Origin of the sequence: Pyxidicoccus sp. MSG2 (assembly GCF_026626705.1) — a bacterium.
In the GTDB taxonomy this organism is placed as follows: Bacteria; Myxococcota; Myxococcia; order Myxococcales; family Myxococcaceae; genus Myxococcus.
Window position 1 is genome coordinate 8,717,274 of the sequence record NZ_JAPNKC010000001.1, and the last position, 12,160, is coordinate 8,729,433.

Annotated in this window: 14 protein-coding genes; 12 read left to right on the forward strand and 2 right to left on the reverse strand. The window is 71.7% G+C overall.

Annotated features, from left to right (window positions below; translation table 11 throughout):
* Nucleotides 1-10: 10 nt before the first annotated feature.
* The 8 genes from OV427_RS34115 (at nucleotide 11) to OV427_RS34150 (ending at nucleotide 7,972) form a co-directional block, all read left to right on the forward strand.
* On the forward strand, nucleotides 11-892 hold the full coding sequence (locus OV427_RS34115) for a DUF58 domain-containing protein (protein ID WP_267860394.1): 882 nt from the start codon (nucleotides 11-13) through the stop codon (nucleotides 890-892).
* On the forward strand, nucleotides 889-1,878 hold the full coding sequence (locus OV427_RS34120; protein WP_267860395.1) for a hypothetical protein: 990 nt from the start codon (nucleotides 889-891) through the stop codon (nucleotides 1,876-1,878). Before OV427_RS34115 ends, OV427_RS34120 begins: the two co-directional genes overlap by 4 nt.
* Nucleotides 1,853-2,863: a vWA domain-containing protein gene (locus OV427_RS34125; protein ID WP_267860396.1), complete on the forward strand. Its 1,011-nt coding sequence runs from the start codon at nucleotides 1,853-1,855 to the stop codon at nucleotides 2,861-2,863. The genes OV427_RS34120 and OV427_RS34125 overlap by 26 nt, the downstream gene beginning before the upstream one ends.
* Nucleotides 2,860-3,921: a VWA domain-containing protein gene (locus OV427_RS34130; protein ID WP_267860397.1), complete on the forward strand. Its 1,062-nt coding sequence runs from the start codon at nucleotides 2,860-2,862 to the stop codon at nucleotides 3,919-3,921. Before OV427_RS34125 ends, OV427_RS34130 begins: the two co-directional genes overlap by 4 nt.
* A complete protein-coding gene (locus tag OV427_RS34135) occupies nucleotides 3,918-4,934 on the forward strand; it encodes a tetratricopeptide repeat protein (protein WP_267860398.1) in 1,017 nt (338 codons plus the stop codon). The genes OV427_RS34130 and OV427_RS34135 overlap by 4 nt, the downstream gene beginning before the upstream one ends.
* On the forward strand, nucleotides 4,918-6,783 hold the full coding sequence (locus tag OV427_RS34140) for a BatD family protein (protein WP_267860399.1): 1,866 nt from the start codon (nucleotides 4,918-4,920) through the stop codon (nucleotides 6,781-6,783). The genes OV427_RS34135 and OV427_RS34140 overlap by 17 nt, the downstream gene beginning before the upstream one ends.
* Nucleotides 6,780-7,490, forward strand: a complete 711-nt coding sequence (locus OV427_RS34145; RefSeq protein WP_267860400.1) for an SH3 domain-containing protein — start codon at nucleotides 6,780-6,782, stop codon at nucleotides 7,488-7,490. The genes OV427_RS34140 and OV427_RS34145 overlap by 4 nt, the downstream gene beginning before the upstream one ends.
* Before the next feature lie 110 nt (nucleotides 7,491-7,600).
* Nucleotides 7,601-7,972 carry a hypothetical protein gene (locus OV427_RS34150; RefSeq protein WP_267860401.1) on the forward strand — a complete coding sequence of 124 codons (372 nt, stop codon included), beginning with the start codon at nucleotides 7,601-7,603 and terminating at the stop codon, nucleotides 7,970-7,972.
* A gap of 30 nt (nucleotides 7,973-8,002) precedes the next feature.
* Here OV427_RS34150 and OV427_RS34155 read toward each other — a convergent pair whose 3' ends face one another.
* Complete coding sequence (locus OV427_RS34155) at nucleotides 8,003-9,043, reverse strand: tetratricopeptide repeat protein (RefSeq protein ID WP_267860402.1); 1,041 nt, start codon at nucleotides 9,041-9,043, stop codon at nucleotides 8,003-8,005.
* A gap of 319 nt (nucleotides 9,044-9,362) precedes the next feature.
* On the opposite strand from OV427_RS34155, the gene OV427_RS34160 reads away from it, so the two are divergent.
* Nucleotides 9,363-9,770, forward strand: a complete 408-nt coding sequence (locus OV427_RS34160) for a response regulator (RefSeq protein WP_163995245.1) — start codon at nucleotides 9,363-9,365, stop codon at nucleotides 9,768-9,770.
* Nucleotides 9,771-9,785: 15 nt separating this feature from the next.
* Here OV427_RS34160 and OV427_RS34165 read toward each other — a convergent pair whose 3' ends face one another.
* Nucleotides 9,786-10,109 (reverse strand): PilZ domain-containing protein, encoded by a 324-nt coding sequence (locus tag OV427_RS34165; RefSeq protein WP_267863520.1) that lies wholly within the window; start codon nucleotides 10,107-10,109, stop codon nucleotides 9,786-9,788.
* A gap of 226 nt (nucleotides 10,110-10,335) precedes the next feature.
* Here OV427_RS34165 and OV427_RS34170 point away from each other — a divergent pair, with 226 nt between their 5' ends.
* Genes OV427_RS34170 through OV427_RS34180 form a run of 3 tightly spaced genes read left to right on the forward strand, consistent with a single transcriptional unit; the run spans nucleotide 10,336 to nucleotide 12,138 of the window.
* Nucleotides 10,336-10,818 carry a hypothetical protein gene (locus tag OV427_RS34170; RefSeq protein WP_267860403.1) on the forward strand — a complete coding sequence of 161 codons (483 nt, stop codon included), beginning with the start codon at nucleotides 10,336-10,338 and terminating at the stop codon, nucleotides 10,816-10,818.
* Between the two features lie 15 nt (nucleotides 10,819-10,833).
* Nucleotides 10,834-11,322, forward strand: a complete 489-nt coding sequence (locus tag OV427_RS34175) for an ATP-dependent helicase HrpB (RefSeq protein WP_267860404.1) — start codon at nucleotides 10,834-10,836, stop codon at nucleotides 11,320-11,322.
* 12 nt (nucleotides 11,323-11,334) lie between these two features.
* Nucleotides 11,335-12,138 (forward strand): flagellar M-ring protein FliF, encoded by an 804-nt coding sequence (locus OV427_RS34180; protein WP_267860405.1) that lies wholly within the window; start codon nucleotides 11,335-11,337, stop codon nucleotides 12,136-12,138.
* Nucleotides 12,139-12,160: the final 22 nt, after the last annotated feature.

A 12,160-nucleotide genomic window follows, 5' to 3' on the forward strand; every position in this document is an offset into this window, starting at 1 on the left:
AGGCGCCCCCGTGCTTCCCAAGGACCTCATCCGCCGCATCCGCAAGCTGGAGATTCGCACCCGCAAGGTGGTCTCCGACATGCTCGCGGGTCAGTACCACTCGGTCTTCAAGGGCCGCGGCATGGCCTTCTCCGAGGTGCGCCAGTACCAGCCCGGTGACGAGATTCGCATCATCGACTGGAACGTCACCGCACGCATGAACGAGGCCTACGTCAAGGTCTTCACCGAGGAGCGCGAGCTGACGGTGATGCTCCTGGTGGACGTGTCCGCCTCGAAGGAGTTCGGCTCCAAGGAGCGCACCAAGGCGGAGATTGCCGCCGAGGTCGCCGCGCAGATTGCCTTCAGCGCGATTGCGAACAACGACCGGGTGGGGCTCATCCTCTTCTCGGACCGGGTGGAGAAGGTGGTGCCGCCGCGCAAGGGCCGCACGCACGTGCTGCGGCTGGTCAGCGACATCCTCACCTTCCAGCCGCAGGGGAAGGGGACGGACCTGTCCACGGGGCTCACGTACCTGACGCAGGTGGCGAAGCGGAAGGCCGTCACGTTCCTCATCTCCGACTTCCAGGCGCGCGACTACGAGAAGCCGCTGCGGCTGGTGGGGCGCAAGCACGACCTGGTGCCGGTGGTGGTGGAGGACCCGTTGGAGGAGGCCTTCCCGCGACTGGGGCTGGTGGAGATGGAGGACCCGGAGTCGGGCGAGCGCTTCGTGGTGGACACCAGCGACCCGCGCGTGCGCGGCCGTTTCGCGCGCGCCATGCAGACCGCGCGCGACGAGCGCCGCAAGCTGTTCAAGAAGCTGGAGCTGGACCACGTGGAGCTGCGGGCCGGCGATGACCACGGCAAGGCGCTCGCGCAGTTCTTCCGCGCGCGGGCCCGGAGGATGGCGGCGTGACGCGGCTCCTTCCCGTGCTGGCCCTGTTGCTGGTGGGTGCGCTCCCTTCGAGTGCGGCGGCGCAGCAGCCTCCCGGCGCGCCCGCGGACGAGACGGTGCAGCCGCAGAACGTCTCCGCGCGCGTGGAGCCGAGGCAGGTGCGCATCGGCGACCCCTTCGTCTACGAGGTGGTCATCACCCACCCGAAGGAGCACCGCTACGAACTGGTGATGCCCAAGGAGACGGGCGACTTCGAGGTGCTGGACCAGACGCGCCAGCGCCAGGACGGGCCGGACTCGGCCACCACGACCTTCGGCGTGCGCATGTCCGCCTTCGCGCTGGGCACGGTGCCGCTGCCGTCGCTTTCCTTCGACGTGGCCACGCCGGACGGCCCGAAGAAGTTCTCCCTGCCGGGCCGCGAGGTGGAGGTGGTGTCCACGCTGCCGCCGGACGTGGACCAGCAGGGCGTCCACTTCTTCGACCTCCAGCCGCCGCAGGAGGTGCCCATCCGCTCGTGGCGGCTGGTGCTGGTGGGGCTGGGCCTGCTGGCCGCGGGCCTGCTGGCGTGGGCGCTGTATCGCTGGTGGAAGAACCGGCCGAAGCACGTGGAGCAGGTGCCGCTGCTGCCCCTGGACGTGCGCACGCGCAAGGCGCTGGACGCGCTCAAGGCCGAGGACCTGCCCGCGCACGGCCACGCGAAGGACTTCTACTTCCGGCTCTCCGAAATCGTCCGCGGCTACCTCGGTGAGCGCTACGGCTTCGAGGCGCTGGAGTGCACCAGCTCGGAGCTGATGGCCTCGCTGCGCCGCCTCCCCACCCCCGGGCTCCCCGAGGACGCGCTGATGCGCTTCGTGTCCGAGTCGGACATGGTGAAGTACGCGCGCGCGGATGCCCCACCCGAGTCCTGTCGCGACGCGCTCGCCTTCGGCTACGCGCTCATCGACAAGACGTACGTTCCGCCCCCGCCCCAGGCTCCCGCCAATGCCGCCGCTCCCCACGTTCAATAACCCCGAGGCGCTCTGGGGGCTGCTGCTCGTGCCGCTGCTGCTGGTGCAGGCGTGGCGGGAGCGGCGCGCCCGCGCCACGCTGCGCTTCTCCGCCGCGCACGTCTTCGCCCGCAACGGCAAGGGGCTGCGCACGTACCTGCTGCCCCTGCTCCCACTGCTGCGCGCGGCGGCGGTGGCCGCGGCCATCTTCGCCATTGCCCGGCCCCAGGCGCGCGACTCGCGCGTGCGGGACTTGTCGGTGGAGGGCATCGACATCGTGGTGGCGCTCGACCTGTCCACCTCCATGGAGGCCGGAGACTTCCGCCCGCAGAACCGCCTGCACGTGGCGAAGGAAGTGCTCAGCGAGTTCATCGCCAACCGGGTGAATGACCGCATCGGCCTGGTGGTGTTCGCGGGCGCGGCCTACACGCAGGCGCCGCTGACGCTGGACTACGGCGTGCTGAAGGAGGTCATCAAGCAGTTGCGCACGCGCGTGCTGGAGGACGGCACGGCCATTGGCGACGCGCTGGCCACGTCGCTCAACCGCCTGCGCGACTCGGAGGCGAAGAGCCGCGTGGTGGTGCTGATTACCGACGGTGACAACAACGCCGGGAAGATTTCGCCCATGGACTCGGCGAACATGGCCCACTCGCTCAACGTGCCCATCTACACGATCCTGGTGGGCAAGGGCGGCAAGGTGCCCTTCCCGCAGGGCACCGACCTGTTCGGCAACACCGTGTGGCGCGAGACGGAGATTCCCATCAACCCGGAGCTGATGCAGGACATCGCGGACCGCACCGGCGGTGAGTACTACCGCGCCACGGACCCGGAGGGCCTGCGCGCGGGCCTGCAGAAGGTGCTCGACTCGCTGGAGCGCTCGAAGCTGATGGAGGGCGGCGCCAGCGCCACCTACCGCGAGGAGTTCCACCCGTTCCTGCTGGCCGCCTTCGGCCTCGCCGCGCTGGAGTTGCTCCTGCGCGCTTCCTTCCTGAGGGTCTTCCCGTGACGCCCGTGGAAGCCTGGCGCTTCACACTGCTCGGCTACCAGGTGGGGCTTGCCCAGCCCTTCTATCTGCTGCTGGTGGGGTTGGGCGTGCTGCTGGGGCTGCTCGCGCTGGTGGGCGCGCTGCGACGCTCCTCCCGCGTGCGCGCGCTGCTCAACGAGCGCCACGCGGAGCGCTTCACCCCGGGCGTCTCGGTGTGGCGGCCGGCGGTGCAGGGCGGCATGTACGGGCTGGGGCTGGCGCTCTTCGGCTTCGCGCTCGCGCAGCCGCAGTGTGGCACCAAGAGCGAGCTGACGAAGCGCCGCGGCATCGACGTGGTGGTGGCGCTGGACGCGTCCAAGTCCATGCTCGCGCGCGACGTGCAGCCCAGCCGCCTGGAGCGCGCGAAGCTGGAGCTCACGACGCTGCTGGATGAGTTGAAGGGCGACCGCGTGGGCCTGGTGGTGTTCGCGGGCGACGCGTTCATCCAGTCGCCGCTGACGTCGGACTACTCGGCGGTGAAGCTGTTCCTGCGCGCGGTGGACCCGGAGGTGATGCCCCAGGGCGGCACCAACGTGGGCGCGGCGCTGAAGCTGTCGAAGCAGGTGCTGGACAACGCGGACCGCGGCTCGAAGGAGCGCGTGGTGGTGCTGCTGTCGGACGGCGAGGACCTCTTCGGCGAGGTGGCCGAGGCCACCGAGGCGCTGAAGGAAGCGAATGTCCCGGTGCTGGCGGTGGGCGTGGGCTCCGAGTCCGGTGAGCCCATCCCCGTCTACGACAGGCGCGGCGAGTTCGTGGACTACAAGAAGGACGCGGCCGGCGAGACGGTGATTACGCGGTTGGACCGCGCGGGCCTGACGACCATCGCCGAGGGCTCCGGCGGGGCCTTCTTCTACCAGCCGCGCGGCGTGGCCATGGCGCAGGTGGTGGAGCGCATCGACCAGATGCAGAAGAGCGAGCTGGAGAGCCGGGTGACGGTCCGCTACGACGAGCGCTTCCAGTCCTTCGCCATTCCGGGGCTGGCGCTGCTCGCGCTGGGCATGCTGCTCCTACCGTCCTCGCGCCGGAGGTCCTCGCCGTGAGCGCGCGTCTGGAGTCACCGAGCCGAGCGAGCCGCGCCGCGCGCTTGCTGACCTGGACGCTGGTGGTGGCGCTCGCGCTGCCGACGTCCGCGGGGGCGGCGGGGCCGCTGCAGAAGGACCACCCGCTGGTGGAGCAGGGCCGCGAGGCCTACACCGCGGGCCGCTACGAGGACGCGCTGGCTGCCTTCGAGGCTGCGAAGAAGGAAGTGCCCAATGACCCGGCGGTGGACTTCAACCGTGCGGACGCGCTGGCGAAGCTGGGGCGCGTCCCCGAGGCGCAGGAGGCCTTCCGTGGGGTGACGGAGTCCAACCGTCCCGACCTGCGGCAGAAGGCCTGGTACAACCTGGGCAACCTGTACGCCACCACGGGAGACAAGCAGGAGGCGTTGAAGTCCTACCGGCGCGCGCTGACGCTAGACCCGCAGGACGTGCAGGCCCGGCACAACTACGAGGTCGTGCTGCGCGACGTGCCACCTCAGCAGCAGAAGAGCCAACCCGACGGCGGCGCGGATGGCGGCTCCGACGGAGGCAGTGACGGTGGGCGCCCGGATGCGGGCCAGGACGGAGGCACGCGCGGCGATGGTGGCACCCCGCAGGACGGGGGCATGGATGGTGGCGCGGACGGCGGCGCGGATGGTGGCAGCGCGGATGGTGGCGCGGACGGCGGCGCGGATGGAGGCCAGGGCGACGGTGGCAGTGACGGCGGCGCGGATGGCGGCGCGGACGGCGGGCAGCAGGGGCCGCAGCAGAAGGGCGACGGCGGTGCCGACGGCGGCGCGGATGGTGGCCAGGACGAGGGTGAGGGTGAATCGCAGGACGGTGGCAGTGACGGGGGCAGCGCGGGAGAAGAGGACGCGGAGGAGTCCCGTGATGGCGGGGCGAGCCCGACGGACGTCGACCGGCAGGAAGCGGAGCGCCTGCTGGATGCGATGAAGCAGAACGAGAAGAATCTCCAGCTCTGGCGTTTCCAGCAGAAGAAGAAGCAGAGGAAGCCCAATGAGAAGGACTGGTAGCGCCCGCGGGGCCCTGCTGGCCGTGCTCGCCCTGCTGGCCACCGCGCCGGCGTGGGCGAACGACGACCTGGATTTCTACCAGACGGTGGACCGCGAAGAGGTGGGCAGCCAGGACACCTTCCGCCTCACGGTGGTGGTGGTGGACGCGCCGCCCAACGCGCAGGTGCAGTTGCCGGAGTCGGAGGACTTCGAGGTCCTCTCCAGCTCGCGCAGCAGCCAGCGCTCCATCTCCCTGTCCGGCGGCGGCCCGGCCGTCATCCAGGACGTCACCCGGTACGTGCTGGTGATGCGGGCCAATCGCGCCGGGCGGCTGACGATTCCGCCCTCGCAAATCACGGTGCGCGGGAAGACGTACCGCACGCGGCCGGTGGAGCTGTCGGTGAGGACGGGCCGGCTGAGCTCGCCGCCCTCGGGCAGTTCCGGAAGCTCGTTGCCGGACCCGTTCGCCAGCGCGCCCTCGCAGCAGCGGCCGGACCCGTTCGGCGAGGAGCTGGATGCGGACGAGCCCACGATTCCGCGCGGGGACTCGGACCTGTTCCTGCGCGCGAGCCTGGACCGGGACGAGGTGTACGTCGGCGAGCAGGTGACGCTGTCGCTCTACATCTACTCGCGGGTGGACCTGTCGAGCGTGGACTCCGTCACCATGCCCAAGCTGGAAGGCTTCTGGACGGAGGAGGTGGAGAGCCCCACGCAGCTGTCCGGCGAGCAGAAGATTGTCGACGGTATTCCCTACCGCGCCTACCTGCTGCGCCGCCGCGCGCTCTTCCCGGTGAAGCCCGGCACGCTGTCCATCACCGCCGCGGAGGCGGACATCACCACCGGCTTCCTCTTCGCCGGCCACCGCGTGCACCGCGTGTCCAACGCGCTGAAGGTGAAGGTGCGGCCGCTGCCGCCGGGCGCGCCCCCGGGCATGGCCAACGCGCAGGTGGGCACCTGGCGGCTGTCCATGGACGTGTCGCAGACGCGCGTGGAGCTGGGCCAGCCCGTCACGGTGAAGGTCATCCTGGAGGGCGTGGGCAACGTGAAGAACGTCACCCCGCCGAAGCTCACCGGCCCCGCCGCGCTCAAAATCTATGACCCCACCACGACGGACAAGGTGGCGCCCCAGCGCAACCGCGTGCAGGGCCGCCGCGTGGTGGAGTACCTGGTGATGCCGCAGCGCACGGGCACCTTCACGCTGCCCGCGCTGGAGTTCCCGTACTTCGACCCGCGCCAGCAGGCCTACGAGGTGGCCCGCACGGACGCGGTGACGATTACGGTGGAGGCGGGTGCGGGCGGTGTGTCGGCGCTGCCCTCGTCGCCGTCGCACGTGGCGGACGCGGCCAACGAGCAGAAGAACGTGCTGACGGCGGGCGGGCTGCGGCCGGTGCGCTACCAGGCGAAGTTCGTGGCCCCGTCCGAGCCCCCGTGGAAGCGCGGCTTCTTCGTGCCGGCGGTGCTGGCGCCGCTGGGGCTGTTGCTGGGCGTGGCGCTCATCGGCGGGGTGCGCGGCAGGCTGGCCACCCGGACGGAGGCGGACCGCGGCCGGCAGCAGGCGAAGGCCGCGCGCAAGCGTCTGGCGGAGGCGGAGAAGCTGCAGGGCGGCGCCAACGTGGGCGCCTTCTACGCGGAGGTGGAGAAGGCGCTGCACGGCTTCCTGGAGGCGCGGCTGGGCGTTCCGGTGGGCGGCCTCACCCGCGAGGTGCTCGCCGAGCGGCTGGCGGCGAAGGGCGCGGACGCGGAGCGACGCTCGCGGGTGCTCTTCGTGCTGGAGGCGTGTGATCTCGGCCGCTACGGCGGCGGCGGCAACCCGGCGGAGCGGCAGAAGGTGATGGATGCCGCGATGGCGGCCATGGAGGGTTGGGCGTGAGCGGCTACTACACGCCGGAAGAGGCGCAGGACGTCTTCCTGAAGGCCAATGAGGCGTACGCGCGCGAGGACTACGCGGCGGCGCAGCAGGGCTACGAGAAGCTCCTGTCCCACGGCCACGGCGGACCGGACGTGCTCTACAACCTGGGCACCTCGCACCTGGCGCGGGGAGACCTGGGCCGGGCGGTGCTGGCGCTGGAGCAGGCGAAGAAGGAGGGCGCCCGCGCGCCGGACCTGGAGGCCAACCTGGCCGTGGCCCGCGCGCGTCAGGTGGACAAGGTGGTGGGCGCCACGGCGGAGGAGGAGTTCCTCCCGCGGGTGACGGCGGCCACGGACGGCACGGTGGTGGCGTGGACCTTCCTGGGCACCTGGGTGGCGGCCTTCGCGCTGGTGCTGCTGTGGCGCGCGCTGCGCCCGGGCCGGCGCACGGCGGTGGGCATCATGGCCGCGCTGCTCTTCACGGTGGCGGTGCCCTCCGGGCTGCTGCTGGCCGCCCACGCGTGGGTGGAGGAGACGGTGCACGAGGCCGTCGTCCTGGCCCCCACGTTGGTGGCGCGCGAGCTGCCCCAGGCCGGCGCCCGCTCCATCTTCGAGGTCCACGCCGGCCTCAAGGTGCGGCTGCTGGAGGAGACCGGCCGCTTCGTCCGCATCCGCCTCCCCAATGGCCTGGAGGGCTGGGCCGAGCGCGAAGGCGTGGCGGAAATCTGAAGTCGTGGCCGACCCCCGCCTTCGGGCGCGGCGCGGCATGGAAGGGCGCGCTGTCCCGCAGCTAGACTCGGGCGGAGGGAAGGCGACTTCTTCCCGGAGGTCGTGGCTCCGTGTTCGAGGTCGAGGCGCGCGTCGGCAAGAATCGGCTGGTGGTGCGTATCTGGGGAGACGTCGAGGACGCGGAGGCTCGCCGGATTGGCGACGCCGCGGTGGCCGCCATCGACCGGCTGCGGCCGGGGCTCGACCTGGTGTCGGACCTCAGCGGCCTGACGTCGGTGCCTCCGGAGGCAATGACCCAGCTGCGGCGCATCGTCGAGGCGGCGCGGGCGCGGGGCTTCCGCCGGAGTGTGCGGGTGGTGGGGCGCTCGACGGTGGCGGCCCTCCAGTTCGAGCGCATCAGCCGCGCCATCGGCCACGAGGCGCACCTGGCCTTCTCATTGGAGGAGGCCGAGCGGCTGCTGGACGGCGGCGGGTCTACCTGAGTCGCCTGGGGCGGAGGCGTCCCTTCCGCTTCAGCTCCGCCGGCCGGTGAGGCGCGCGAAGAGGCCGCGCCGGGACTCCTGGCGCTCGCCCGCGGCGGCCGCCATGAGGCCCGTCACCTTGAGCAGGTTCTGCTGGAAGACGGCATTGCCCGGCTCCAGCTCCACGGCGCGCTCCAGCAGCGCCGCCGCGGTCCTGTAGTCCTTGCGCTGGTGGACCAGGATGAGGGCCAGCTTGCTGTGGAGCGGCGCGGCCTCGGGCACGCGGTCGATGGCGCGCGTGAGCACCTCGATGGCGCGCTCCACCTGTCCCTCGCGCTCCAGCCGCACCGCGCGCTGGAGGAAGTCCTCCGCCGTGGCCGGCCCGTTGCCCCGGGGCCGGGGCGGGGGCACGGTGGCGCGGGGAGGAGGAGGCGTCGCTGCGAGGGGCGGCGAAGGGAGCGGCGGGGGCTGCGCGAGGGCGGGCCGGGACGGCGGGCTCGACGGGTCCGGTATCACCGCCCGGGTAGGGCGGGGGGCGGGCTCCTCGTCCCCGAGCGCCATGGGCTCCGGCACCAGGAAGTCGTTGCCGTCCAGCACCGGCAGCTCCTCCGCCGGGAGCGTGTGCAGGCCGGGGGCGCCGGGCATGCGGTGCAGCTCCACCACGCCGCGCTCCAGCAGGGCCTTGAGGACGACCTTCACCTCGATTTCGGGCAGCCTCGCCGCGCGCGCCAGGGCGGGCACCGGCTGGACTCCGTCGATGAAGGACGCGATGTGCGCCTCGAACGGGTGGAGCGGCTGCAGGGCGATGTCCAGCCCGCCGCGCAGGTGCGGCACCGTGTGCGCGTCCATGGGCACGGTGAAGCGCGCCGTGGCCAGGTCATGCGGCGTGGGCTGCTGGGGCGGCGGTAGCGGCACCTCCAGCGTCCGCGTGCGCTGGGGCGGCGACAGCAGCGCCCGGACGATGGTGGGCTCGTGGGCGACGTACTCGCCACTGGCCTGCTCCGCGTCCAGCAGCAGCCCGCAGTGCGTGCACTGGAAGTCGGCCTCGCCCACCAGGCCCTGGCACTCTGGACATTCGAGCTTTGCGGACATTTCCGGCTCATCATAACGCCGGGGGGGCGGGGGCGTCGTGACGCCCGGGCGTCGAATGTTGGCTTCACCCGCCTGTCAGTCTGGCTAATCAGCAGGCGTGCGGGAGCCGGGTGGGATGGGGGCGTGGGAAGTGAGGCAACCGCACGGGGCCCGGCTTACGTAAGGGCGGTGCGCGGTGCACCCGACAATCGACGCAACCACCCTGTTGCGAGGGGGGCTCGCGGGGCTATACCGCGCGCCGCAGGTGGCACCGGCATCGGGGGTGATGCACGGGCCCGCGAGCTGTCCCGCAGTGGTCTCGAGTCGCGCCCGGAGAACCATGGCTGGCAATTCCCAGGCACCCTTCCACATCCTGCTCGTCGAGGATGAACCGGTCATCCGGGAGCTGGTGCGCTCGATGTTGAGCGATGGCACCGTGGACGTGGTGTGCGCGGCCAACGGGCTGGAGGGGCTGAAGCTCGCGCGCAGCCAGACGTTCCACCTCATCTTGATGGACGTGGTACTGCCGCAGCTCGATGGCATCTCCGTGTGTCGCATCCTCAAGAGCGACCCGGTGACGGCCGAGGTGCCGCTCTACATGCTCACCGCGAAGGCGAAGAAGTCCGACATGGAGAGCGCCACGCTGGCTGGCGCGGACGGCTACATCCACAAGCCCTTCCGCGGCGCGGAGCTGATGGCGCTGGTGGAGCGGCTGCGCGCGGGCCCGCTGAAGACCGAGCCCGCCTGAGCCCCTCGCGGGGCTTCAGGGAAGGCGCGGGTGGAGGAAGCGCGCCAGGGCGAGGAAGTCGTCCCAGTCCAGCTCGCCGAACTCCAGCGCCACACCATCCACCTCGCGGCGGCGGATGGTGCAGGTGGTGACGATTTCGCGGTCCCCCGGCAGGGGCACGGCGATGGTGAGCTGCTGAAGGCTGTCCGCCGCGTGCGCCTGGAGGAACAGGCCGGCCATGGACACGTCGCGCGCCTGCACCGTCACCGTCCGGCCCGACAGGTGCACCTTCACGGTGAGCTGGGTCTCGACGCGAGGGTGGAAGCGTTCGACTGCCTTGGGATTGCCAGTGGGAGTCATCACCGGTGCGGCTCCTCTTCGTGCGACAGGGTGCGACAACTCTGAGGCACGGGGCCGGAGAGGCAAGTTTCCGTCCGCCCCGTCCGTCCCGCTGGACGGACCCTGCTCCCGCTCCGCGGAGGGCCCACGCCCACGCCGCCCGGGCCATGTGCTTGGGATTGCTGGGGTTGTGCCCTGGCATGCCGGCTGAAGAAGACCTCCCGCAACCCACCGCAGGAGGCTGCCCTTGGACAACGACAACCGGATTCCCTCGCTGACCATCACCCCCACCGTTGCGCGGCAGACGCCGAAGAACGAGTTCGGGACGGTGCTGGCGCGCGCGGCGCAGGAGGTGGTGCGCTCGGGCGCGGGACTCGTGGGGGGGATGATTCCGGCGGGCCCCATCGTGAGCGCGGCCGTCTCCAGCACGCGGGCGGTGGTGTCGACGGTGGCGTCCACGGGCGGGTCCAGCACCACGGTGCCCGTGGGCTCCGGGGGCACGGCGGGCGCTGGCGGCTCGACGGGCACGGGCGCGGCGACGGGCAATGGAGACGCGTGGGATTTGCTGGAGGCGCAGCGGGCGCTCAGCGCGGATGGCCAGAAGTTCAACATGGCCTACCTGGCGCTCCAGAACGAGATGCAGAAGGAGAGCCGCGAGCACAACGCCATCTCCAACATCATGAAGGTCCGCCACGACTCGGCGAAAGCGGCCATCAACAACATCCGCTGAGGAGTCGGGCAAGCCATGACCATGGACAAGTTGGGCCCGGTGGGCGGAGCGGGCGTGTCGCCCTCGGTGGAGCCCGCGCGGGAGCGGTTCGGCAAGGTGCTGGAAGAGGCAAAGGGGCCCGCGCGGGGCGCCGGGTTGCCGGTGGCCACGGAAGGGCCGCCCCGGAGCGCGCGGACGGAGGCTCCGCGAGGGCCCGGCCGGGCGGAGGCGGTGGGCCGGGCCTCGCCGGGTTGCGCGGAGGTGAAGCCGGGAGCGTCCCGGGTGGACTCGGTGCAGGCGGCGCGCGAGCAGCAGGCGGCGCAGGTGCTGGACAGGGTGGGGCAGGCGCAGAAGCGGCTGGACCACATCCTCAAGCTCGCGGAGTCCGGCCGCACCTTCAGCGCCGCGGAGTTGCTCGCGCTGCAGGCCCACGTCTACCGGGCGAGCCAGGAGCTCGACCTCGCCGGAAAGGTCGTCGAGAAGGCGACCGGCGGCGTCAAGCAGGTCCTGCAAACGCAGGTTTGAGGAGCCCCCATCATGCGATTCCCTCCCCGACGCTGTCTCATCCTCCTCCTGCTCCTGGGCGCCACCGCGTGCCGGGAGCGCATCCAGCACGGCCTGGACGAGCGGCAGGCCAACGAGCTGCAGGCGGTGCTCATCGAGCGCGGGCTCGACGCGCGCAAGGTGCCGGAGGGGGGCAAGAAGCCCTCCTGGTCCATCGAAGTCACCGACGAGCACTCCTCGGACGCGGTGCGAATCCTCGCGGAGCTGGGGCTCCCGAGGCCCGCGGAGGAGGTGGGGTGCGACGTCTTCGGAGGGGGAGGGCTGGTGCGCACGCCGGTGGAGGAGGGGGTCTGCCGGGTGCGTGTGCTGGAGCGGGGGCTGGAGAAGACGCTGCAGACGGTGGAGGGCGTGCTGCTGGCGCGCGTCCACCTCGTGGTGCCCGCGCCGCCGAGGCCCGGTCAGGCCCCCACGCCCTCGAAGGCGTCGGCCATGCTGCGCGTGGTTCCGGGAGACGCGGCGCGGGTGCGGCAGTCCTCGGAGACGTTGAGGTCCCTCATCGCGGGAGGGGTGGAAGGCCTGTCGCCGGAAGCGGTGTCGCTGCTGGTGGACGAGGTCTCCACGCGGGTGGAGGTGCCGGCGGGAGGGGGCGTGTCACTCCTGACGAGGCTTCGCGCGCTGCTCGCGGTGCTCGGCGTGGTGGTGACGGGGCTGGCGGTGGCGCTGGTGCTGGTGACGCTGCGGATGCGCCACTACCGGGACAGGGCTTCTGCGGCGCCCGTGCCTCCAGCACCCGCGCGGCCGGTGCTGACACCGGGAGCGGCGCGCAAGGTGGCGTGAGAGTTCAAGGGAGGACGTCACC